This is a genomic window from Pseudidiomarina andamanensis (assembly GCF_009734345.1).
GTDB classification, from domain to species: domain Bacteria; phylum Pseudomonadota; class Gammaproteobacteria; order Enterobacterales; family Alteromonadaceae; genus Pseudidiomarina; species Pseudidiomarina andamanensis.
This window is the reverse complement of the sequence record NZ_CP032551.1, coordinates 519,982-542,966: the sequence shown is the minus strand read 5'-3', so window position 1 is coordinate 542,966 and position 22,985 is coordinate 519,982. Positions and strand designations below refer to the sequence as shown.

The window sequence follows — 22,985 nt, the reverse complement described above, 5'->3', positions numbered from 1 at the left end:
TCAACTCCGCAATTAATCGTCAGATGGCGAATACTGAACCACTTTTTGGTCAATGCTGCCAAAAATACTGTGGCCTTGCGCATCTGTCATTTCAATTTTGATGGTGTCACCAAATTGCATAAACCCAGTGCTCGGTTGTCCGTCACGGATGGTTTCAATCATCCGCACTTCGGCAATACAACTATAGCCGACACCGCCTTCAGCAATAGCACTTCCGTGATCGGTGCCTTGCTTATTTGAAACAGTGCCTGAGCCAATAATCGCACCGGCGCCCAAATGACGCGTCTTCGCCGCATGAGCTACGAGCTGCGCGAAATCAAAGGTCATGTCTTCGCCAGCGTTAGGTTTACCAAAAGGCTTCCCGTTATAGTAGCTCAACAATGGCAGATGCACCTTGTTATCACGCCATTTTTCACCCAATTCATCTGGGGTTACCGCAACTGGTGAGAATGCTGATGATGGTTTTGACTGAAAGAAACCAAAGCCTTTGCCTAATTCATTTGGAATGAGGCCACGCAATGACACATCGTTCACTAACATGAGTAAACGGATATATTGACCGGCTTCAGTTGCCTCAACGCCCATTGGCACATCGTCAGTAATAACCGCAATCTCGCCCTCAAAATCGATACCCCATGAGGTATCCGCCATTTCGATAGCATCTTTTGGCCCAAGGAAGTCATCTGACCCACCTTGATACATTAATGGGTCGGTCCAAAAACTTGGCGGCATTTCTGCGTTACGTGCTTTACGCACCAACTCAACGTGATTCACATAAGCACTACCGTCTGCCCATTGATAAGCGCGTGGCAATGGCGATTCACACAAGCTCTCATCAAACGCTTCAGCGTCGTCTAGCTCACCGTTGTTTAATGCTTGATAGGCCTGCTCTAACTGCGGCGCAACCGCGTCCCACTCATCCAACACTTCTTGTAACGTGGCAGCAATTGCGGGTACCGCGACTGCTTTCTTTAAATCGCGACTGACCAACATTAATTGGCCGTCACGGGTTCCATTTCGATACGTTGCAAACTTCATAAATCGTTATGCCTTATTGTCGTCTTTAGCTTTCCAGCTATTTACGTAATCAGGATTTTCTACGCTGGCGCAAACATCGCCCATTTCTAGCGCATTGCGAGTATCCAGCATCACCGCAACTTCGTCGGTGAACTTTTTACGATACTCTAAACCTGCCTGAAATGCCTTCGGATGCGGCCCGTGCGTGAATCCGGCTGGATGGAAGGTTACCATACCTTTGTCGATGTTATCACGACTGAAGAAATCACCTTCATGGTAGAACAACACTTCATCGTAATCATCGTTATTGTGGTAAAACGGTACTTTTAACGCACCTGGATCAGACTCAATTGGGCGCGGTACAAATGTGCACACCACAAAGCCATCAGCTACAAATGTTGTATGCGCTGACGGAGGTAAATGATAACGGTGGCTCATTAGCGGACGAATATCGCGCCAATTAATCCGAACTGGCGCTAAATCACCGTGCCAGCCAATGGCATCAAGCGGATTAAATGGATAGGTAATCACTGAAATTTTGCCATGACGCTTCACTTGAACCTGCCAGCTATCTTCGCTGTATTGCGCTTTAAACGCCGCATCGATATCTGGTGTGTCAAGACAGGCCGGATCAAAGATCGCATGATTACCAACCAGACCTTTCTCTGGTAACTGATAAGCGCTGTTGGTCGCCTCAATCATCACGATTTGCATCGGTTCAAGCGGCTCAATGCGCCATGAAGTTGAACGCGGAATCGCGAAATAATCCCCTTTCTCGAGTGTGATGTGACCATAATCGCAAAACAGCTCGCCACGCCCTTCATGAATAAACAGCAATTCATCGCCGTCGGCATTACGAACTAAAAAGTCCATACGCTCATAGCAATGCCAAATGCGAAATTTACACTGGGCGTTATGCAGCAACATTGGTACTTGCCACGGTGATTCTGTGGCAACGTTATCAAGTTTGTTGAAGTCGAAGTTACGCGGACGTAACTCGCCTTCCCAATTACTCCAACCCGTTGGAGCATGGCGATGATGAAAGTGCGTTGCGGGACCAAAGAAACCACTACGCCCTACTTCGCGTTCAAAGATCGCTTGCTCCGGAAAATCAGCGTGAGCCTGCTTCGAGGCCACACCAACTTGTTTCGGAAAGCTAATCCATTTACGCATCGCTTAATACTCCACGACGGATTTGATCTTCTTCAATTGATTCAAATAAAGCTTTGAAATTACCTTCACCAAAGCCTTCGTTGCCTTTGCGTTGAATAATTTCGAAGAATACCGGGCCAATCACGGTTTGCGTGAAAATTTGTAGCAGAATACCGTCTTTCATTGGCGCCCCATCAATCAAAATCTGCAACTCACGTAATTCATCAACATTCTCTTCGTGACCTTCTACACGCTCATCAATCTTCGCGTAGTAAGTATCAGGCGTTGGCATGAAATCCATACCGATAGCGCGCAAGTCACGTACAGTTTTGTAGATGTCGTCAGAGGTTAACGCGATGTGCTGAATGCCTTCGCCGTTATACTCACGCAAGTATTCTTCAATTTGTGATTTGTCATCGTGCGACTCGTTAATTGGAATGCGAATCTTACCGCATGGCGCAGTCATCGCACGGCTCAACAAGCCAGTCAATTTACCTTCGATATCGAAATAGCGGATTTCACGGAAGTTACCAATGCGCTCATAGAAGCCAGCCCAAGTATCCATGTTGCCGCGGAATACGTTATGAGTTAGATGATCAACTTCATACAAACCAGCCGCGTGATCTTTCATCTTCGCTTCCCAGTTGTCATAGAAGTCAAAGTCGTTGGTGTAAATATCTTTATCAACGAAGTACAGCACGCTTTCACCGATACCATACACCGCGGGAAACTCTTCCTCGCCTGCTGCCGTGTGACGCTGGAATGGCTTCGCACCATTAGCCACAGCATGGTCAAATGCATGTTTCGCATCTTTCACACGCCACGCCATACCGCAAACGCTAGGACCGTGCGCCTTCGCAAACTCTTCAGCTTGACCACCGGTTTCAGCGTTCACAATGAAATTAATGTCGTTCTGTTTGAACAACCAAGCTTCTTTGGTTTTGTGTTTTGCAACTTCAGTAAAGCCAAGCTTCGTGAACAAATCTTTTAATGCCGCAATACCGTTTGCATCTGGCGCTGAGTATTCAACGAATTCAAAACCGTCTGTTTGTAATGGGTTGTAGTTAATATCAGTCATAGTGTCCTCGTTATTCGAAAATAGTGCGTTCTCTTCTAATTAAAATGACGCACAACAAAGAATGAATCGATACTACTATGCGCATAGACGCGGTGAATCGCTAGCCCAGCACCCACATCCGCTGGCCGCACAGAAAAACAGCAAGGTGTAAACTAATTGATACAGATCAAGAAAGGCTGGCATGTAGAGGTAAAGCTGTCATGATTTCATTACAGAAGCCAGAATCGCTGTAAAGAAAAGAATACAACAGCGTTATTCGTTATTCGTTATTCGTTATTCGTTATTCGTTATTCGTTATTCGTTAAAAATAAGGTCAAGGCAAAAAACGCAAGTTCCTTGCAGCAAAAGAAATTCCGAAAATGAGAGCATTTGGATTTACCGAACAGCGAAGCGGACGAACAGCAAAGCGCACGAACAACGAAACACGTTATTGCTTTTGTCTTTTCGAATAACCAATAACGAATAACGCTTTCAACGCTTGCGGGTTTTGCCGATACCATAGTCGCGCAGTTTATTCGCTACCGCTGTATGCGATAACCCCAACTTCTTCGCCAACTGCCGCGTACTCGGATAACTCGGATATAATCGGCGAAGAATCGTTGCCTCGAACTTTTTAACGGCTTCGTCCAAACTTCCTTCTTCGAGATCAACCGCCACATTTTCCTGTAAACTCTCCGCACCTGGAAGGTGGATATCGCCGATATCGAGGGTATCGCCTTCCGACATTGAAATAGAACGAAACAGGACGTTTTCAAGTTGGCGAACGTTGCCTGGCCATTGATACCGCTGCAAAGCATCGCGCGCCGCACGAGTGACCATCACCAAACTACGACCTAAGCGCTGACATGCTTGCACGGTAAAATGGTCGGTTAATAAGCTGATATCCGACCTGCGTTCGCGTAAAGACGGTACTTGAAGCGTCAACACATTAAGGCGATAAAATAAATCTTCGCGAAATGTCCCTGCTTCAACCCGTTCGATTAGGTCGTCTTGAGCTGAGCAGATAATCCGTACATCAACTGTCACTTCTTGCTCTTCACCAATGCGACGGAAACGTCCATCTTGAATAAATCGCAATAACTTCGCCTGCAAACCATTCGACATTTCACCCACAGCATCCAGCAACACAGTACCGCCGTTCGCTTGCTCAAAAATACCCTTTTTGGCCTCGGTGTAAGGGCCCAGACTGCCTTTACCGTGGCCAAATAATTCGCTTTCCGCCACATTGTCCGGCAATGCGGCACAGTTAATTGCTAGAAATGGTTTATCTGCGCGATGGCTGGCTTGATGACAGGCTCGCGCAAGTAATTCTTTACCCACGCCGGTTTCACCTTGAATTAGCAGAGGCACATTCAGCTCAGCCATGCGTGCAGCTTCTTTAACCAAGCGTTTCATGCTGCTGTGCTCTCCCAGAATCTGTTTGAACACATTGTGATTACCACCGCGCTGCCACTGTTCAACCAATGGTTGCGGTTTGCAGGTAATTACCGCGCCAGCAAAACCATTTTTCCCGGCGTCATCGGCAACCCAAATTGGCAATAAATCGGCAAAATACTTCGAACCACCAGCGCTTATCTGTTGAACAGTTGGTTCGGTTGGTTGTTTTTCAAGCCAACGCTGCACTGCAAAACCACTTAACCATTGGCCAATAAGTGTGCCTACAAGTTCAGTTCGATTATCACTCAATACCTGTTGCGCCGCATCGTTGGCAATATCGATCATGCCGCGACTATCAACCGATAGAATGGGATCTGGAAGCTTGCTCAATAGCAGTTTAAATTCAAAATGCTCGCGTTCAGAGGGCATAATTGCGATGGTTTTAACGTCTTTCACGTTCGGAATACGTCGAATTTCCGGCATTAAATGCTGAAAATCTTTAAATTCTAACTCCGGAAAGTTCAGGAAAATTTTACCTTTCGGATCGACTTCAATACCACGCAGATCGATTTCGTGGTCACGCAATATCTGTAGCACGTCTTGAGCAATACCCAGACGGTCATCGCAGGTTATTTCCAAACGCATAAATAGCAGCTTTGTTAGACTATGTGTAAAGCAAAGTATACACAAAAAAGCCCTCGGGATAACCATCCACGAGGGCTTTTTTAAGTCGTCCGAGCAGTTCTATTGGTCGTTATTTACTCAGCATTTAACACGGCGTCAGTGCGCGCGGCCATGATAAAGTCGTTCTTGTGCAGACCATTGATTGCATGGGTCCACCAAGTAACCGTTACTTTACCCCATTCGGTCACCAGTGTTGGGTGATGGAATTCAGCTTCGGCTATTTCACCTACTTTATTGGTAAATGCGAGCGCTTGTTTGAAGTTCTTAAATTTGAATTCACGCTCAAGTTGCATCACACCGTCACGAACCACAGGCGCCCACTCAGGAATTTCGCGAATAAGTTCAGCTAGTTCAGCGTCACTCACCTTTGGTGCATTGGCGTTACAAGCTTCACATGTTTGTTGTTTTAGTTCTGACATTCGTTCCTCGATTTACATCTATAAGTTTCTAACAATAGCTTTTACGCGGCGTCGGTTTTCGGCTTTGGCGGAAACTTCGGCTCAAATAATCCGAGCTCCATTGCTTCGCGTACCAGCGCCATAATGTCCAAGTCGGCAATTTCAAATAACCGATCGGTACTTTCAATCGTGTAATAAATTGGCTGCATAATATCAATACGATACGGCGTTCGTAATGCATCCAACGGTACCAGCGGCTTACGTTCTGGCTTGTCACTAAAAATCGCATATTCAGTTTCGCCAGGTGACGATAAAATACCGCCGCCATAAATACGCAAGCCATCTTTCGTGTTCAATAACCCGAACTCAACTGTAAACCAATAGAGACGTGCTAAATAAACACGCTCTTTCGGCGTCGCATTCAAGCCCAATTTACCATATTGATGGGTAAAATGAGCGAATGCCGGGTTCGTTAACAATGGACAGTGTCCGAAAATCTCGTGAAAGATATCGGGCTCTTGCAAGTAATCAAATTCTTCACGAGTACGAATAAACGTGGCCACTGGGAACTGTTTATTCGCCAACAAGCGGAAAAACTCATCAAATGGAATCAACGCTGGTACTTGCGCAACTTGCCAACCTGTTGTTTCTTGCAACACTTCATTGATTTCATGAAGTTGTGGAATTCTGTCATGTGGCAAATTCAATAAATCTAAGCCATGCATGTATTCATCACAGGCTTTGCCAGGAATATGTTTAAGTTGGCGCTCGACAAGGTCGTGCCAAACTGCATTTTCTTCATCACTCCACGCAATAATACCGTTTTCGTCCGGCTGTCGTGAAACATAGTTGCTTTGTTTACCCATAGCGTACTTGTTCCCCTGTTGTTGTTATTTGGCTGTTGGCGCAAGCAGCAAACGCTTGTTCCAAATCAGCAATAATATCTTCGACGGCCTCAAGCCCCACTGAAATACGAATCAGCGTATCACTGATACCCGCAGCAGCTCGCGCTTCTGGCGTATAGGGTGAGTGCGTCATCGAAGCTGGATGCTGAATTAATGTTTCTGCATCGCCTAAACTCACTGCAATCGTAATTAAATGTAAGCTATCTAATAATTGCCGTGCAGTATTGATATCACCGTGTAATTCAAAGGCAATGACTGCACCTGCCCCATGCATCTGCGTACCCATCAAAGCCTGCGCTGGATGGTCCGCAAAGCCCGGGAAATAAATAGTTTTAACCAGATCTTTATCGCGTAAATACTCAGCTACTTTGACTGCGTTTGCACAATGACGTTCCATACGGACATCGAGGGTCTTTAGACCACGCAATATTAACCAAGCATCGTGTGGGCTCATGGTAGCGCCCATATCTTTTAATGTGGTTAATTTAATCAATTCAATATCTTCTTCGCTACCACACACAATGCCAGCTACGACGTCGCCGTGACCATTGAGATATTTAGTCGCACTGTGAAGTACTAAATCAGCACCTTGCTTCCGCGGTTGCTGCAATAGTGGCGTCATAAACGTATTATCAACAACCAAGCGCGCATTCACTTCGTGAGCAATATCGGCAATCGCTTGAATATCAATCACTTTCAAATGCGGGTTAACTGGCGATTCAAGGAATACCAATTTCGTATTTGGACGTATCGCGGCACGCGTTTTCGCTAAATCCGCCATGTCGACAAAGTCGACAGTAATGCCAAACTTCGTGAACAAATGTGAGAACAAGGCAAAGCTACAACCATAAATCGCGTCTGATACCAAGACATGGTCGCCTTGTTCAACAAATGCGAGCATACTGGCTGACACCGCGCCCATACCCGTAGCGGCGGCCGCAGCAGCAGGAAACCCTTCCAGCGCAGCAACACGTTCTTCTAGTTCGGTGACCGTTGGGTTACCCAAGCGACTATAAATATAACCTTCTTCTTCGCCAGCAAAACGAGCTGACCCTTGCGCCGTATTCGTAAATGAAAATGTCGCCGTTTGATACAGTGGTGCAACCAAAGCGCCATGTTCATCACGACGTTTACCGCCATGAATTGTCACTGTCGCTGGCTGCCATTGCGATTTATCTTTATTGTTGGTGCGCATTGGCAGAATATCTCCTCGTTGTTGCACATCAGATTGCATTCACGCTGATTTGAACGCAACAGCTAACTTTGATGTTGATCATGTTTTACTGTAACGGAAATTTGCCACTTGCATAAAAAACCCCGCTGTCGGAAGAACCGAACAACGGGGTATTCACGGTGTACTTGTGCGCTGTGTTGCTAACTATTTCGTCGCGTTACAGTCGATCGAGCTCGCGATCAATCTTATAAGCATTTGACGTGATATACCGCTCAATGCGCTGTAACGACTGCTCTAATTCACTAAACTCTTGGTTAATATCGCGAAACGCTCGCTGTGGTGGCTCACCAGCCTGCCAGACTTTGGTTTTAACGCCAAGATGATGCGATGGCTGGTCGGCTGGATTCGGCTTTTTTTCATCAAGAATGAACCACATCGCAATATAAATGACGGCTACAAAGCTTGAACTGAAAATAAGTGCTGTGACGGCGATAATACGTACCAACCACACTTCAATATTAAAGTACTCAGCGATACCTGCGCATACCCCGGCAATTTTGCCTTTAGCTTTATCGCGCATTAGTGTTCTGCGTTGACAGTTATCCTGGCTCATACGCGGTCTCTCCATTTTGGTGACTCCGCATCTAGAATTGATTCTAGGGTTTTAATTCGATCACGCATCCGTTCCGCCTGATGCGCTAGCTCCTGTAGTTGTAGCAATTCGTCTTGGCTCAAGCCTTGACCAATTTTACGCTGGCTACGGTAATGCATGATGATCCAAATTGGCGCCACAAAAATCATAAATAGAATAATCGGTGCGCCAATTAGTGGGGCTATAATATCCATGTGCTTCTCATCTCTCGTCGTTCAAAAAGTTCGGGTGCCTAGCGCGACACCCGCTATCATGGCTTGGTAAACATTCCGCGAATTAAGCGTTTTTATCCGTCTTATCTTTCTTAACGCGGGCTTTTAAAGCCTCAAGCTCGTCGGTAATCTTGTCATCAGTTTCTAATTGCGCAAATTCATCACGCAAGGTCTTCTTGCCAAGATCGTAAGCTTCAACTTGCGACTCTAAGTCATCAATTTTTGATTCAAATCGCTCAAAGCGCAACATTGCATCGTCGATTTTGCCACTATCAATGCGTTTTTTAACTTCTAAACGGCTGCTAACTGCGCGTTGACGCATGATAATCGTTTTCTGACGAGCTTTGGCATCTGCCAATTTTTCTTGCAGTTGCCCCACTTCTTCACCCAAACGGTTCAAGTGTTCGTCAATACGAGTGATATCCGCTTGTAAGCTTTGCGCATCAGTCGCAGCTTTTTGTTTCTCAACAAGTGCTAAGCGCGCTAAGTCATCGCGGTCTTTACTCAGTGCTAATTCAGCTTTCGCTTCCCACTCAGCAACTTCCTTCTCGAAACGCGCTAGTTGACGTTCAGTGTCTTTCTTCTCAGCAATTAAGCGAGCTGATGTCGAGCGAACCTCAACTAATGTGTCTTCCATTTCCTGAATAATAAGACGAACCATTTTTTCCGGATCTTCAGCCTTATCCAATAATGCGTTCAGGTTTGAATTTACGATATCTGTAAAACGTGTAAAGATACCCATGTTTGTGTCCTCATAAAGCGTCAATAGAAATTTGATTATTGTTCGCTGAAATATTATGCAGATACCGTGCCAACTTTTATAAATTGCTCTAACCCGCTTAATTTCATTGATTTTTTTCGGTTTTGGCAAAAAATGATTTGACGCCCTGCGCTTATGAAATACACTAATAATTAGTCAAATTCACCAATAACGATAATAACAGCGTGGTGCTAGCCATGAGTCGCTTCCGCGAAGCTGATAATTTAATCGGACAAGCTAACAGCTTTCTCGCCGTTCTTGAGCAAGTTTCTCAAATCGCTCCTCTCAATAAACCTGTATTAATAATTGGCGAACGTGGCACCGGGAAGGAATTGATTGCCGCCCGATTGCATTTCTTGTCGAAACGCTGGGAACAGAATTACGTCAAATTAAACTGTGCCGCTCTCAGCGAGAGTCTTCTAGAAAGCGAGCTATTTGGTCATGAAGCGGGCGCGTTTACCGGCGCGCAAAAGCGCCATGAAGGCCGTTTTGAACGTGCTGACGGCGGTAGCTTATTCCTTGATGAACTAGCGAACACCTCTGCTTTAGTCCAGGAAAAAATTCTGCGCGTTATTGAATATGGTGAGTTTGAGCGTGTCGGTGGTACGAAAACTGTCCGCGTCGACACCCGACTGATAGCTGCCACCAATGAAGATCTTCCAAGCCTTGCTGAATCAGGCGAATTTAGAGCTGACTTACTCGATCGCCTTGCGTTTGACGTTATTACGCTACCTCCACTACGCGAGCGACGTGAAGATATATTGGTACTAGCCGAACATTTCGCTATTCAAATGGCGCGTGAATTAGATTATGAACTATTCAGTGGGTTTACCGAGCAAGCTCGAAAAATGCTACTTGATTACCACTGGCCAGGTAATGTTCGAGAACTTAAGAATGTCATCGAACGTTCTGTTTATCGTATCGGTAGTGGTCATCTGCCAGTCAGCGACATTGTGATCGATCCGTTTCATAGTCCTTATCGACCAGCACCTGCAACACATCGTGAAACCAACACACAGAAAACGGAACAAGCCAGCAAAGCCCCTAATCCGGAAAAAGACACTGAGAACACGCTACCTGCAGCACCATCATCGAGCTCTGAATCTGTTGGTGTCTGCGTTGATTTTGATGACGGCGGAATTGATTTCAAAGAAATTACTGCTGAATTTGAAATTGAAGTTATTCAGCGGGCATTACAACACGCACAATTTAACCAAAAGAAAACAGCAGAGCTACTAGGACTAACCTATCATCAGTTACGTGGCTACTTAAAAAAGTATGCGTTGCTAGAGGGACAAGGTTAATGTTCAAACAATTGATGATCGCGTCAGGTACATTAGTGCTGGCCGCTTGCGGTCCGGTACAAACTGACAGTGAGGTCTATCAAGATGGTTTGGTCTACTGCTCGGAAGGTAATCCAGAAATTTTTAATCCGCAATTGGTGACTTCGGGTACGACCGTAGACGCCACATCGGCACAGCTTTATGATCGGTTACTGGATTACGATGCCAAGCAACAACAGTTTGTCCCAGCGCTGGCTCGCGGTTGGCAAGCGTTCGATCAAGGCCGACGCTATCGCTTTAATTTGCGTGAAAATGTTCAGTTTCATGATACCGACTGGTTTACGCCAACCCGCACATTTAATGCTGACGATGTTTTGTTTAGCTTTCAGCGCTGGCTGAATCAACAACACGTCTACCATGAGGTAAACGGCGGCCGTTACCCGTTTTTCCGTTCAAGTGGCTTAATCAAACTTATCGAAAAAGTCGAAAAAATTGATGACTACACCGTCGATTTTCATCTCGTCCAATCAGATAATTCGTTTTTAGCGAATTTGGCCACTGATTTTGCGGTGATATTGTCAGCCGAATACGCGCAGCAGCTCATTGCAGAAGGCAATCCTGAACAAATTGACCGGTTACCAGTAGGCACGGGGCCTTTTGAATTTGAAATGTTTCGCAAAGATTTTGTCATTCGTTACAGTGCCCATGAAGGGTATTGGCGGGAACAACCAGAAATTAAAACGTTGGTGTACGTGATTACCCCAAATGCGAATAAGCGTATGCTGAAATTGCTGACTGGGGAATGCGACGTTATTCCCTACCCGCTTGTGAATGAGCTATCACAACTTGATCAAGATGCAAAAATTCAAGTGGGCAGTTCAGTTAGCCCGAATGTCTCTTTTTGGGCGTTTAATACGCAGCATCCGCCATTTGATAATGTGGTTGTTCGACGTGCGTTAGCCCACGCCATCAATCGCCCGGCAATTATACAGACCATTTATGATGGCAATGCCCGTCTAGCAACTGGTATGTTGCCGGAAACCTCGTGGGCCTATAGTCCGGTGCAGCAAACCTATCCGTATGATCCTGCAAAAGCTCGCGAATTGCTTGCTGAAGCTGGTTTCCCAAACGGTTTTAGTATGGACATTTGGGCAATGCCAGTGCAACGTGCCTATAACCCAAACGCACATCGTATGGCGGAACTGATTCAATCTGACTTAGCTCAAGTCGGTGTTCAAGCCAACATAGTGAGTTACGAATGGAATACGTTTCGGCAACGCCTCGTGAATGGCGAGCACGATAGCGTGTTGATTGGTTGGGTTGCCGACAACGCCGACCCTGATAACTTTTTTAGACCAACGCTAAGCTGCGCGGCTGCGCGTTCGGGAAATAACCGCGCTCAATGGTGTAACCCTGAATTTGATCAATTGCTCGTCGATGCCATCACAGAAAGTGATTTAGATCAGCGCAAACACCTGTACCAGGCAATTGAAGATTTCGTGATGCAGCAAGCACCGCTTGTACCTATTGCAAACTCGTTGCGTTTTCAGGCGCACCGAGATGATATAGAAGGTGTTGAACTGCCGCCATACGGTGGTATCAATTTCCGCTACGCGCGAAGGGTGACTGATGCTCCGTTATAGTTTACGCAGAATAGTATTGTTACTTGTCACCTTATGGCTGCTTTCGCTGTTGATATTTTCGCTCAACTATTGGTACCCGGGTGACAGCTTAACCAATATGACAGGTATTGCGAGTAACGATACCCTTGCCTACCAGCAAGCTCAAGTTGCGCGGGGCTTCGACGATGGCATCATCAGTCAATATGGTCAATTTGTGAGTCATCTATTTCAAGGTGACTGGGGCTTATCGCTGGTAACACAACAACCGGTATTTGATGAGATTAAGCCGCTACTCGGCGCCACGGTAGAACTTGGTTTGCTGGCGATGCTGTTGGCCATGGTACTGGGTATTCCGCTGGGTGTTTATGCCGCAGTACAGCAACGCGGCCCGATTGATCGCGTGATCATGGGGATTAGTCTGAGTGCCTATTCCATTCCAGTATTCTGGTTGGCGCAGTTATTCATTTTATTATTTGCGGTAAAGCTGGGCTGGAGCCCTATCTCCGGACAAATCAATCCGCTTTATGCCATCGAAACTCAAACCGGCTCAATTCTCATTGATATCTGGCTAAGTGATACTGAGTTTAAAGCCGCGGCACTTTCCGATGCACTAAACCACCTGTGGGTACCCGTTATTGTGCTCGCAATCATGCCGCTGACAATGCTGATACGTATCATGCGCAACGCCGTACTTGATGTGTTACAGCAGAATTTCATCAAAGCTGCACGAGCGCGTGGATTAAGTGACGCTACCATCATGTTCCGCCACACGCTGCCCAATGCGCTACAGCCGGTAATTCGTCAGTTGGGGCTACAATTTAGTGTCCTCATGACCAATATTGTTATCACGGAAGTTATTTTCAATTGGCCTGGGCTTGGTAGTTGGTTGGTAAAAAGCATTTACGAACGTGATTTCCCGGTGATTCAAGCAGGGCTTTTGATTCTTGCTTCGTTGATTCTTTTCGTGAATGTACTGGTCGATCTCGTACACGCTTGGCGTTACCCGCAGGTAAGGAAGGAAATCGATGCCGAATAATCGCAGTATCTATTATCAGTATCGCGAACCTTCGCCGCTGCGTTCGCTGTGGTTGCACATGAATACCAATCCGTTTGCGATAGCCGCATTTTATATTTTTAGTTTTATGCTGTTGTTGATGGTGTTGTCGCCGCTTATCGCGCCTTACAGTCCTGATGCACAATTCAGCGATGCAGTATCGCAACCACCGGCGTGGCACGATAACGGCGAAATAAGCTTCCTCTTCGGCACCGACGATTTAGGGCGTGATCTTCTGTCTCGCGTGCTCAGTGGCGCAGTCTATAGTCTTGGTTACCCATTAATTGCAACCGCCGTTGCGTCCATGATTGGTATCGCAATCGGCGCCTGGGCGGGTATGAGTCGCGGGGTTCAGTCATCAACGCTGAACCATTTGCTCGATGTGGTGCTATCCATTCCATCATTATTATTGGCGCTGATTATCATTGCTATTTTAGGCCCGGCTCTGCATACGGTGATGATTGCGATAACCTTGGTACTGATTCCACAATTTATTCATAGCGTACACAATGCCTTTTATGAAGAGCGCAACAAAGAATATGTGATTGCGTCGAAATTAAATGGCTGCTCGCGGTGGTATATTTTAACTCGCGTTATTTTCCCGAACATTACGTCAGTCGTGGTCATGCAAGTTACCTTCGCATTATCGACGGCAATTCTCGATATTGCTGCACTCGGTTTTCTTGGCTTAGGTGTGCAAGCACCGGCACCCGAATGGGGCACCATGCTCGCGCGTAGCCTCGATCAAGTCTATTTGTTACCGTGGACAATGGTTTTACCGGGGGTAGCGCTGTTTTTGACGGTACTTTCTATCAACGTACTCGGTGATAGTCTACGCGCAGCAATTCAAGAACGGGTACGCGGCACATGAGCAATATTCTAGACATACGCAATCTAACCATTGAGCTCGAGACCAGTGCCGGAATGGTCAAAGTTCTCGACAAGCTCAGCTTGCAGCTTGCCGAAAGTGAGATTCATACACTAGTGGGTGAATCAGGGTCAGGCAAAAGCTTGCTCGCCAAAGCAATTATGGGGTTTATTAATCCGCGCTGGAAAATCACCGCAGATAGACTGTGGTGGCGCCATTACGACTTATTAGCGCTGAATCCGGTACAACGGCGTCTGGTGACGGGGCGTGATATGGCGATGATCTTTCAAAACCCGGGAAGTTACCTTGATCCAAACACCAAAATTGGCGAGCAATTGCGCGAAACCATTCCAAAGAGTGAACTCAAAGGTATTTATCTACGCCGCAAGGCGACGCGCACGGTCCGCGCTGAGCGCTTGCTACATCGCGTCGGCATCAAAGATGCCGAAAAGGTCATGAACAGTTACCCGCAACAGCTTTCGGAAGGCATTGCGCAAAAAGTCAGCATTGCCATGGCCATTGCTCACAATCCAAAGTTGCTGATTGCGGATGAGCCGACTACCGCCATGGAGCCTAACACACGCAATCAAATCTATCGGTTATTGGCAAAATTAAGTGCAAGTCAAGGTATGAGCATTTTAATGATCACGCAAGATTTGACGGCGATTATCCCGGAAACCCAGCGGATGAGTCTAGTATACTGCGGTCAGCTCATGGAGACAGGCCCAACTGAAAAAATCATGACTGAGCCGTTTCATCCTTATACCGATGCCATGTTGAAGATGAGTTTCTTTAATCAGGATGTTGCCGCAAAAACCCGGTTGCCAACATTAACTGGAGCAATACCGACTTTGCAACACATGCCGATTGGCTGTCGCCTTGGCCCTCGCTGCCCCAATGCGCGTCGCTCGTGTATACATCAGCCACGTTTAAGTAAAGTGAAGCAACACCAGTTTGCCTGTCATTTCCCTTTAATTGAGGTTGAGAGTCATGACTGATCTGCTCGAAGTTCGCAACTTAAGCAAATATTACAGCTTTAAAAATGGCTGGCTCCGCCCTACTCGAGTCTGTGCTCTGGAGCCAATTAGCTTTTCGGTGAAACGCGGCGAAACGATTGCAATTATGGGGGAAACCGGTTCTGGCAAATCGACCTTAGCGAAACTGATTGCAGGCGCTGAAGTGCCTAGTTCTGGTGAGATTTACCTAAACGGTGAGTTACTTGATCCTGCCAACTATCAGCAACGTTGCCGCGAAATTAGAATGATATTTCAAGACAGTTTAAGCTCACTTAATCCGCAGCTGACTATCGGTAAACAACTATTAGAGTCGCTATTGTTTAATACCGCATGGTCCCCTGCTGAGAGACAAGAACACGTTTACGTGACTTTACAGAAAGTTGGCTTATTACCTGATCACTTTGATTTTTATCCCCATATGCTCTCCAGTGGTCAACAACAACGGGTCTGTATTGCTCGCGCAATTATTCTTGAACCTCAAATTATCGTGGCAGATGAGGCATTCGCCTCATTGGATCCATCAATTAGAGCTCAAATTATTAACCTTATACTCGATCTTCAAGAAGATATGGGTATTTCGTTCATTTTCGCATCACATTCGCCGGAGATCGTGCGTCACGTTGCTGACAAGATCTTAATAATGCATCGTGGTAAAATGATTGAGTTTGATTCGACACAGGCGCTACTAACAAATCCGAAGGAACAATTAACCAAACTATTGTTGCAATCGGAACAATTGAATAAAGCGCTTAAACACACAACAACACAGGAGTAAGGCTTTGGAAACAGGTACGCTCGTTTCATTAGCACTCTATTTTATTGCCATGTTAGGCATTGGTTTGTATGCCTATAAAAAATCCACCGATGATGTCTCTGGCTATATGCTTGGGGGAAGAGCTCTAGGCCCTGGAGTTACTGCGCTATCCGCAGGTGCGTCAGATATGAGTGGTTGGATGCTTATGGGGCTTCCAGGAGCTATCTACGTCTCAGGCGTCTCACAATTGTGGATTGCTGTAGGTTTGCTCATTGGTGCCTATTTAAACTACCTCATTGTTGCACCACGGTTACGTACATACACCGAAGTGGCCAACGATTCCATTACCATACCGGATTACTTTGCGAATCGTTTTGATGATAAAACACGCATGTTACGCGTATTCTCATCCGTGGTTATCATTATCTTCTTCACCTTATACACGTCCGCAAGTTTAGTCGCGGGCGGTAAGCTATTCGCAAGCTCTGCGTTTGGTCTTGATTACAGCTTAGGCCTTTGGGTAACCGCTGGTGTTGTTTGCGCCTATACCCTATTCGGTGGCTTCTTAGCCGTATCGATGACCGATTTTGTGCAGGGCTGTATTATGTTCGTCGCCCTAGTCTTAGTGCCAATTGTCGCTATCTTTGACTTAGGTGGCATGACGCAGGTGAGCAATACGGTTGAATCGATTAATCCGGACTTTTTGGAATTCTTCCGCGATGCCTCGATTGCTGACCCCATGCTAAATCAGCTATCAATTCTGGGTATTATTTCCTTGCTTGCTTGGGGCCTTGGTTACTTCGGCCAGCCGCATATTATCGTCCGCTTTATGGCGATTCGCTCGGTTAAGGATATTCCAACCGCTCGTCGCATTGGTATTAGTTGGATGTTCGTATCAATTATCGGCGCCATGGTTACCGGCTTCGTTGGAATCGCATATGTGGCGGAAACGAAGATGCAGTTGAAAGATGCTGAAACTATCTTCATCATTTTCTCGCAGTTTCTGTTCCATCCTCTTATTTCGGGCTTCTTATTAGCAGCCATTTTAGCGGCAATTATGAGTACGATTTCGTCACAACTCTTAGTGACCTCAAGCTCATTAACTGAAGACTTCTACAAAGCATTCTTGCGTCGTGATGCAAGCGACCGAGAACTCGTCACCGTGGGTCGAATTTCGGTGCTGTTAGTCTCTTTGGTTGCCATTGCACTTGCATGGGACCCAAATAATACAATTCTAGGTCTGGTCGCCAACGCATGGGCTGGTTTCGGTGCGGCATTTGGCCCTGTCATCATCCTAAGTCTGTTCTGGAAGCGAATGAACCGTCATGGCGCATTAGCTGGCATGGTACTAGGTGCAGCAACGGTATTGTTCTGGATCTATGCACCGATACTTGCAGATGGCGCGACATTGAGTAGCGTCGTTTATGAAATCATTCCAGGCTTCATTGTATGTTCAATTGCGGTGATCGTTGTCAGCTTACTAACAGCTGAGCCAACAAAAGACTTGCAAGATACGTTCGATGAAATGGAAAAAGTCATTCACTCATAAGTGCAAAGACGATATTAGCTATTGGATATTAGATATTAGCTAAAGACCAAAAACAAAAGGCGCCGCAAGGCGCCTTTTTTCTGTCTAATATCTAAGTGCTAATATCGCTTTTGTCTTTTCAACCGCGACGTTCGGAAAAGAGTTGTAACTCGGACAGAATAAAATCCTTCATCCGCATTGTTGTCTCATAGCCCACGTCAATTGCTTCATTACCGCGCTCAAATTCCATCAAACTAATGTGGCCGAGTTTTGGTTGAATTAAGATATCCGGCGGATCGCCAGCCAATCGAGCCTTAGTAATACGCTCTTGCATAATATCTATCGAGCCAGCCATGACACCTAACATACCCGGCGCCTTATAAGATTGGCCATTAAACTTATCTTTCATTGAATCCCAGTATTGCTGACTGGTTGAAAGAAAGCTTTTAAAAAATCCTTGCTCAGCATCTTCGCTTGGATGTGCCCCCTCATCGGAAGCTTCGGTTGTGGTTGGCGTATTATGGCCATGCACATCGGCCTGAGGCTCAGATTGATGATGACGAAGATGTTCATGACCTGGCGCTACGTATTTATTGCGAGCCTCAATAGCTGTTGTTGTGAGCTGTGAATTCAAGTTCACTGCAATCACGAAATCAGAGCCGAGAGCACGGCATAAGGAGACTGGAACTGGATTCACCAAGCCGCCGTCGACAAGCCAGCGTCCTTTAACGCCTGTTGGCGCTAATAGCCCCGGCATTGAACACGACGCACGAGAAGCATCGTAGACATCGCCTTTACGTAGCCATATTTCGCGACCAGTAAATAAATCGGTCGCGACGGCGCCGTAGGTAATTGGCATATCTTCAATATTAATGGCGCCAAATAATTCACGGGCATGGCTAAAAACCTTTTCACCTTGAATTATACCGCCGTGGCTAAAACCAAAATCGAGTAAATTGAAGACTTCCCAACGCCCCATGTCTCGAACCCATTCTTCGAGCTCGGTCAGACGTCCAGAAGCAAAACCGGCTCCCACGAGGGAGCCGATTGAAGTGCCTGCAACCATGTTAACTTCAATGCCCATATCTTTTAGGGCTTTGATCACACCAATGTGCGACCATCCGCGCGCTGCGCCTGAACCCAACGCTAATGCGACTTGAACATACTGACTCATGGTAACAACATCCTGAAAAAAGAGAGTTAGATTAGATCGTCATCCATCATAACATCATCTTTCGCATCAGCAACTTCGGCAGCTGCTGCCTTACCGCCTTTCACAGGCTTCGCTAATAGCTGTTCACGAATTTGTTGTTCGATATCCGCGGCAACGGCTGGGTTATCAATCATAAATTTCATGGCATTGGCTTTACCTTGGCCAATTTTATCGCCTTTGTAGCTATACCATGCACCAGCTTTATCAATGATCTTCTGCTTCACACCAAGATCAATCAACTCACCTTCTTTCGAAATACCAGCGCCGTACATGATTTGGAACTCAGCTTGCTTGAACGGTGGCGCTACTTTGTTTTTCACGACTTTCACTCGGGTTTCGTTACCCACAACTTCGTCACCTTCTTTTACCGCACCAGTGCGACGAATATCGAGACGTACAGACGAGTAGAACTTCAACGCGTTACCACCCGTTGTGGTTTCTGGGTTACCAAACATTACGCCAATTTTCATTCGAATTTGGTTGATGAAAATACACATGCTGTTTGACTTTTTGATGTTCGCAGTCAATTTACGTAAAGCTTGCGACATTAAACGCGCTTGCAAACCAACATGGCTATCACCCATTTCGCCTTCAATTTCAGCTTTTGGCGTTAACGCCGCAACCGAGTCGACAACAACCACATCAACGGCACCCGAGCGCACCAGCATGTCACAAATTTCTAGCGCTTGTTCACCGGTATCAGGTTGCGAAACAAGTAACTCGTCAACGTTTACACCCAGCTTTTCGGCATACACAGGATCAAGAGCGTGTTCAGCATCAACAAACGCACAGGTCTTTCCTTTCTTCTGGGCTTCCGCAATAACTTGTAATGTTAGCGTTGTTTTACCGCTTGATTCTGGCCCGTAAATCTCAACGACACGGCCAAATGGAAGTCCGCCAATACCAAGCGCGATATCTAATGTTAATGAACCAGTTGAAACTGACTCGATGTCCATTGCTTGGTTATCACCCAAGCGCATAATTGAACCTTTACCAAACTGGCGTTCAATTTGCCCTAACGCGGCGTCGAGTGCTTTTTGTTTATCGTTGCTCATGTTAATGTCCGTTCTGTTGGTCATGTTGTAACTAAGTGTACTGTAAATTTATACAGTATCAAGTAATTTTTTCAAAACTTCGTAAAGCCTCGTCAATTGTGGCCTTTCGAACTTGTGTTCGACTCCCTTCAAACACTTTATGCCAAGTTATACAGTGGTTTTCCCAAGCCAACCCAAACCAAACCAAACCAACGGGCTTTTCTGGTGTACCACCATCGGGGCCAGCAATGCCGGTTACCGCAATGACCACATCACCGCCGCTATTTGCCAGCGCACCAGTAGCCATGGCAGCTGCAGTTTCACTGGAAACGGCACCGTAGCGTGCCAAAGTAACATTCGGTACATTTAGTAACTCATGTTTCAAGGTATTGGTATAGGTGATAAAGCCACCGGCAAACCATGCTGAGCTGCCAGGAATCGAACTAATAGCATAACCGATTCCGCCACCTGTGCAGGACTCTGCCGTAACAATTTGCCATTGACGTTGTTGCAACCACTTACCTAAATCTACTGCTAAATCGTGACGTGTTTGTGATACCATTTGACTATTCCCTTATACGCGGTATATCGACTCTACACGGATAATAACAGGCATGTCGAACGCACAAAATAACTCGCAAAAAATTTCAACACATACCCCCATGATGCAGCAATATCTGCGGATAAAAGCAGAACATGCTGATACCTTATTATTCTATCGAATGGGGGATTTTTACGAACTTTTCTATGATGACGCGAAACGTGCTGCGGAGTTACTCGATATCTCACTCACCGCCAGAGGTAGTAGCAACGGCCAGCCCATTCCAATGGCTGGCGTGCCCTACCATGCAGCTGAAAATTACTTGGCTCGATTACTCGAACTTGGTGAATCTGTCGCTATTTGCGAGCAAATCGGCGACCCAGCAACCAGCAAAGGCCCCGTAGAACGCCAAGTTGTACGCATTCTTACGCCAGGTACTCTAACCGATGAAGCCCTGCTTCCAGCAGCTCAAGAAAATTTACTCGTTGCGGTGAATCCTGGCGATAATTTCGGTATTGCCTGTCTTGATATGGCAAGCGGTCGTTTCACGGTACTCGAAGCCGCTAGTCGTGAACAACTGCGCGCAGAACTCGAGCGCTTGCAACCAGCCGAGGTGTTATACCCAGAAACTTGGCAGTTTAGTGACAAAGAATTGAATTGCAGCTGCTGCCGACGACGCCCCGAATGGGAGTTTGACCAAGCGAGTTCGGAACAACTTTTGCTACGTCAATTTCAAGTTGCGCATCTCGATGGATTTGGTATTCGTCACCTGCATACTGCAATAGGCGCCGCTGGAGCCATTTTAAATTACGTGAAAGCTACTCAGCGAGCGGCGTTACCGCATATTACCTCAATTGTTGCTGAGCGCTACGACGATGCGATTATGCTCGATGCAGCAACGCGTCGAAACTTAGAACTGGTGCGCTCATTGAGCGGACAGAAAACTGCTTTGTTTGATGTACTTGATAACACCAGTACCGCAATGGGAAGCCGCTTGCTGCAACGTTGGTTGCAACGCCCTTTACGCCAGCATCAACAACTGAGCCGTCGCTACAACGCCGTTGGCGCATTGCAACACATAGATTTTCACGAGCTACATCAGCAGTTACGTCACATAGGCGATATTGAACGTATTTTGACACGTATTGGTTTGCGCAGTGCACGCCCTCGTGATCTGGCAAGATTACGTATTGCTCTACAAACGTTGCCGAGCATTCAGGAGCTTATTGAGCACCCTGATCTCGTAGTCTGGCAACAAGCCATTGCAACGTTTCCGGAGCTTGCCGATTTACTTGAGCAGGCCATTGTCGAGCAGCCGCCGATGCTCATTCGCGATGGTGGCGTGATTCGTGACGGTTTTGACGAGGAACTTGATGAGCAACGTCAATTAGCTGCCGGCGCTACCGATTTTCTGCAACAAATTGAAACTCGAGAGCGGCAACGTACGGGTATCATGACGTTGAAAATCGGCTACAACAAAGTTCATGGCTATTACCTGGAAGCGAGCCGTGCTGCGAGCGCGCAAATTCCAGCCGATTACCAACGTCGCCAAACCTTGAAGAATGCCGAGCGTTATATTATTCCTGAGTTGAAAACCTACGAAGACAAAGTTCTGCAAAGCCAAAGCCGTGCCCTAGCCCGGGAGAAATGGTTATACGAAAACCTCATTGAGCAAATTGCCGAACATCTACAACCATTGCAGCATACCGCGATGGCATTGGCTGAAATTGATGTGTTACGCAGTTTTGCTGAACAAGCGTTAACTTATCAATACCAACGCCCAGAGCTCGTTGAACAAATTCAAATTGAGCTCAGCGATGCCCGTCATCCAGTGATTGAGCGATTACAGCAAGAACCGTTTATTGCCAATGATGTGAGCTTGACGCCGCAACAACGATTATTGCTGATTACTGGTCCAAATATGGGCGGTAAATCCACATATATGCGGCAAACCGCGTTACTCGCAATTATGGCGCACTGTGGCAGCTTTGTTCCGGCAACAAAGGCCGTATTTGGCCCAATTGATCGAATTTTTACTCGTATCGGCGCGTCAGATGATCTTGCTTCCGGCCGTTCTACCTTTATGGTTGAAATGACCGAGGCTGCGAATATTTTGCACAACGCAACGGACAAAAGTTTGGTACTGATGGATGAAATCGGTCGTGGCACCTCAACTTATGACGGATTGGCTTTGGCTTGGGCTTGCGCCGAAGCATTGTTAGATAAAAATCGTGCGTTAACGCTGTTTGCCACGCATTACTTTGAACTCACCCAAACCATTGGGCACCACGACGGTGCACTGAACGTTCACGTAGAAGCGACTGAGCACGGTGATAGCATTGCGTTCCAACACAAGGTGAAGACCGGCGCGGCAAGTCGAAGCTTTGGCGTCCAAGTTGCGCAACTAGCTGGTTTACCAAGCTCGGTGTTGCAGCAAGCGAAACTCTATCTGCAGCAACTTGAACATGACCATCACGGTGTTGTCGAGGCTACGCCTGCAAAATCATCGACAGTTCAGGTGCCACTGTTTGAAGCTCAACCGAGCGCGTTTGAACAAGCACTGGCAGATTTAGACGTGAACCAATTAACGCCAATTGAAGCACTAACCTGGTTAGCCCAGTGGCAACAAAAAATGCGCACAAGCAAGTAAGCGAGTGCGCATT

The 22,985-nt window shown here is 46.5% G+C and carries 21 protein-coding genes; 8 read left to right on the top strand and 13 right to left on the bottom strand.

The window, feature by feature from the left end; translation table 11 throughout:
* Positions 1 to 12: 12 nt before the first annotated feature.
* From D3795_RS02625 to pspA, 10 genes are all read right to left on the bottom strand, one after another.
* A complete protein-coding gene (locus D3795_RS02625) occupies positions 13 to 1,038 on the bottom strand; it encodes a fumarylacetoacetate hydrolase family protein (RefSeq protein ID WP_156266039.1) in 1,026 nt (341 codons plus the stop codon).
* A 6-nt stretch (positions 1,039 to 1,044) separates the two neighbouring features.
* Entirely contained in the window at positions 1,045 to 2,190 is a 1,146-nt protein-coding gene (locus D3795_RS02620; RefSeq protein ID WP_156266038.1) for a homogentisate 1,2-dioxygenase, read from the bottom strand.
* Positions 2,183 to 3,247 carry a 4-hydroxyphenylpyruvate dioxygenase gene (gene hppD, locus D3795_RS02615; protein WP_156266037.1) on the bottom strand — a complete coding sequence of 355 codons (1,065 nt, stop codon included), beginning with the start codon at positions 3,245 to 3,247 and terminating at the stop codon, positions 2,183 to 2,185. Before hppD ends, D3795_RS02620 begins: the two co-directional genes overlap by 8 nt.
* Positions 3,248 to 3,718: 471 nt before the next feature.
* Positions 3,719 to 5,269, bottom strand: a complete 1,551-nt coding sequence (tyrR, locus tag D3795_RS02610; RefSeq protein WP_156266036.1) for a transcriptional regulator TyrR — start codon at positions 5,267 to 5,269, stop codon at positions 3,719 to 3,721.
* 113 nt (positions 5,270 to 5,382) lie between these two features.
* The gene (locus tag D3795_RS02605; protein WP_156266035.1) at positions 5,383 to 5,727 is read right to left on the bottom strand and encodes a 4a-hydroxytetrahydrobiopterin dehydratase; all 345 of its coding nucleotides are present in this window, start codon (positions 5,725 to 5,727) and stop codon (positions 5,383 to 5,385) included.
* 41 nt (positions 5,728 to 5,768) lie between these two features.
* Complete coding sequence (gene phhA / locus D3795_RS02600; protein ID WP_156266034.1) at positions 5,769 to 6,572, bottom strand: phenylalanine 4-monooxygenase; 804 nt, start codon at positions 6,570 to 6,572, stop codon at positions 5,769 to 5,771.
* Positions 6,565 to 7,806 carry a trans-sulfuration enzyme family protein gene (locus D3795_RS02595; RefSeq protein WP_156266033.1) on the bottom strand — a complete coding sequence of 414 codons (1,242 nt, stop codon included), beginning with the start codon at positions 7,804 to 7,806 and terminating at the stop codon, positions 6,565 to 6,567. The genes phhA and D3795_RS02595 overlap by 8 nt, the downstream gene beginning before the upstream one ends.
* Before the next feature lie 196 nt (positions 7,807 to 8,002).
* Positions 8,003 to 8,398 (bottom strand): envelope stress response membrane protein PspC, encoded by a 396-nt coding sequence (gene pspC / locus D3795_RS02590; protein WP_156266032.1) that lies wholly within the window; start codon positions 8,396 to 8,398, stop codon positions 8,003 to 8,005.
* Positions 8,395 to 8,631, bottom strand: coding sequence for an envelope stress response membrane protein PspB (gene pspB / locus D3795_RS02585; protein WP_092855145.1), 237 nt, complete (start codon positions 8,629 to 8,631; stop codon positions 8,395 to 8,397). Before pspB ends, pspC begins: the two co-directional genes overlap by 4 nt.
* 82 nt (positions 8,632 to 8,713) lie before the next feature.
* Positions 8,714 to 9,391, bottom strand: coding sequence for a phage shock protein PspA (gene pspA / locus D3795_RS02580; RefSeq protein ID WP_156266031.1), 678 nt, complete (start codon positions 9,389 to 9,391; stop codon positions 8,714 to 8,716).
* 215 nt (positions 9,392 to 9,606) lie between these two features.
* On the opposite strand from pspA, the gene pspF reads away from it, so the two are divergent.
* From pspF to putP, 7 genes are read left to right on the top strand one after another with little or no spacing between them, the layout of a single operon-like run.
* Positions 9,607 to 10,713, top strand: coding sequence for a phage shock protein operon transcriptional activator (gene pspF / locus D3795_RS02575; protein WP_156266030.1), 1,107 nt, complete (start codon positions 9,607 to 9,609; stop codon positions 10,711 to 10,713).
* The gene (locus D3795_RS02570; protein WP_156266029.1) at positions 10,713 to 12,335 is read left to right on the top strand and encodes an ABC transporter substrate-binding protein; all 1,623 of its coding nucleotides are present in this window, start codon (positions 10,713 to 10,715) and stop codon (positions 12,333 to 12,335) included. Before pspF ends, D3795_RS02570 begins: the two co-directional genes overlap by 1 nt.
* Entirely contained in the window at positions 12,322 to 13,350 is a 1,029-nt protein-coding gene (locus D3795_RS02565; RefSeq protein WP_156266028.1) for an ABC transporter permease, read from the top strand. Before D3795_RS02570 ends, D3795_RS02565 begins: the two co-directional genes overlap by 14 nt.
* Positions 13,340 to 14,239 carry an ABC transporter permease subunit gene (locus tag D3795_RS02560; protein WP_156266027.1) on the top strand — a complete coding sequence of 300 codons (900 nt, stop codon included), beginning with the start codon at positions 13,340 to 13,342 and terminating at the stop codon, positions 14,237 to 14,239. Before D3795_RS02565 ends, D3795_RS02560 begins: the two co-directional genes overlap by 11 nt.
* Entirely contained in the window at positions 14,236 to 15,234 is a 999-nt protein-coding gene (locus D3795_RS02555) for an oligopeptide/dipeptide ABC transporter ATP-binding protein (RefSeq protein WP_156266026.1), read from the top strand. Before D3795_RS02560 ends, D3795_RS02555 begins: the two co-directional genes overlap by 4 nt.
* Positions 15,227 to 16,027: an ATP-binding cassette domain-containing protein gene (locus D3795_RS02550; RefSeq protein ID WP_156266025.1), complete on the top strand. Its 801-nt coding sequence runs from the start codon at positions 15,227 to 15,229 to the stop codon at positions 16,025 to 16,027. The genes D3795_RS02555 and D3795_RS02550 overlap by 8 nt, the downstream gene beginning before the upstream one ends.
* A gap of 4 nt (positions 16,028 to 16,031) precedes the next feature.
* Positions 16,032 to 17,555, top strand: coding sequence for a sodium/proline symporter PutP (gene putP, locus D3795_RS02545; RefSeq protein WP_156266024.1), 1,524 nt, complete (start codon positions 16,032 to 16,034; stop codon positions 17,553 to 17,555).
* Between the two features lie 118 nt (positions 17,556 to 17,673).
* Here putP and D3795_RS02540 read toward each other — a convergent pair whose 3' ends face one another.
* From D3795_RS02540 to D3795_RS02530, 3 genes are read right to left on the bottom strand one after another with little or no spacing between them, the layout of a single operon-like run.
* Complete coding sequence (locus D3795_RS02540) at positions 17,674 to 18,708, bottom strand: patatin-like phospholipase family protein (protein ID WP_156266023.1); 1,035 nt, start codon at positions 18,706 to 18,708, stop codon at positions 17,674 to 17,676.
* Between the two features lie 26 nt (positions 18,709 to 18,734).
* Positions 18,735 to 19,802, bottom strand: a complete 1,068-nt coding sequence (recA, locus tag D3795_RS02535) for a recombinase RecA (protein WP_156266022.1) — start codon at positions 19,800 to 19,802, stop codon at positions 18,735 to 18,737.
* Positions 19,803 to 19,860: 58 nt separating this feature from the next.
* Complete coding sequence (locus tag D3795_RS02530; RefSeq protein WP_156266021.1) at positions 19,861 to 20,343, bottom strand: CinA family protein; 483 nt, start codon at positions 20,341 to 20,343, stop codon at positions 19,861 to 19,863.
* 52 nt (positions 20,344 to 20,395) lie between these two features.
* On the opposite strand from D3795_RS02530, the gene mutS reads away from it, so the two are divergent.
* Positions 20,396 to 22,972 carry a DNA mismatch repair protein MutS gene (gene mutS, locus D3795_RS02525; RefSeq protein WP_156266020.1) on the top strand — a complete coding sequence of 859 codons (2,577 nt, stop codon included), beginning with the start codon at positions 20,396 to 20,398 and terminating at the stop codon, positions 22,970 to 22,972.
* Positions 22,973 to 22,985 lie beyond the last annotated feature (13 nt).

Coding starts and splice junctions, on each gene's coding strand:
- D3795_RS02625 (WP_156266039.1), bottom strand. CDS start 1,038: ATGAAGTTTGCAACGTATCGAAATGGAACCCGTGACGGCCAATTAATG.
- D3795_RS02620 (WP_156266038.1), bottom strand. CDS start 2,190: ATGCGTAAATGGATTAGCTTTCCGAAACAAGTTGGTGTGGCCTCGAAG.
- hppD (WP_156266037.1), bottom strand. CDS start 3,247: ATGACTGATATTAACTACAACCCATTACAAACAGACGGTTTTGAATTC.
- tyrR (WP_156266036.1), bottom strand. CDS start 5,269: ATGCGTTTGGAAATAACCTGCGATGACCGTCTGGGTATTGCTCAAGAC.
- D3795_RS02605 (WP_156266035.1), bottom strand. CDS start 5,727: ATGTCAGAACTAAAACAACAAACATGTGAAGCTTGTAACGCCAATGCA.
- phhA (WP_156266034.1), bottom strand. CDS start 6,572: ATGGGTAAACAAAGCAACTATGTTTCACGACAGCCGGACGAAAACGGT.
- D3795_RS02595 (WP_156266033.1), bottom strand. CDS start 7,806: ATGCGCACCAACAATAAAGATAAATCGCAATGGCAGCCAGCGACAGTG.
- pspC (WP_156266032.1), bottom strand. CDS start 8,398: ATGAGCCAGGATAACTGTCAACGCAGAACACTAATGCGCGATAAAGCT.
- pspB (WP_092855145.1), bottom strand. CDS start 8,631: ATGGATATTATAGCCCCACTAATTGGCGCACCGATTATTCTATTTATG.
- pspA (WP_156266031.1), bottom strand. CDS start 9,391: ATGGGTATCTTTACACGTTTTACAGATATCGTAAATTCAAACCTGAAC.
- pspF (WP_156266030.1), top strand. CDS start 9,607: ATGAGTCGCTTCCGCGAAGCTGATAATTTAATCGGACAAGCTAACAGC.
- D3795_RS02570 (WP_156266029.1), top strand. CDS start 10,713: ATGTTCAAACAATTGATGATCGCGTCAGGTACATTAGTGCTGGCCGCT.
- D3795_RS02565 (WP_156266028.1), top strand. CDS start 12,322: ATGCTCCGTTATAGTTTACGCAGAATAGTATTGTTACTTGTCACCTTA.
- D3795_RS02560 (WP_156266027.1), top strand. CDS start 13,340: ATGCCGAATAATCGCAGTATCTATTATCAGTATCGCGAACCTTCGCCG.
- D3795_RS02555 (WP_156266026.1), top strand. CDS start 14,236: ATGAGCAATATTCTAGACATACGCAATCTAACCATTGAGCTCGAGACC.
- D3795_RS02550 (WP_156266025.1), top strand. CDS start 15,227: ATGACTGATCTGCTCGAAGTTCGCAACTTAAGCAAATATTACAGCTTT.
- D3795_RS02540 (WP_156266023.1), bottom strand. CDS start 18,708: ATGAGTCAGTATGTTCAAGTCGCATTAGCGTTGGGTTCAGGCGCAGCG.
- recA (WP_156266022.1), bottom strand. CDS start 19,802: ATGAGCAACGATAAACAAAAAGCACTCGACGCCGCGTTAGGGCAAATT.
- D3795_RS02530 (WP_156266021.1), bottom strand. CDS start 20,343: ATGGTATCACAAACACGTCACGATTTAGCAGTAGATTTAGGTAAGTGG.
- mutS (WP_156266020.1), top strand. CDS start 20,396: ATGTCGAACGCACAAAATAACTCGCAAAAAATTTCAACACATACCCCC.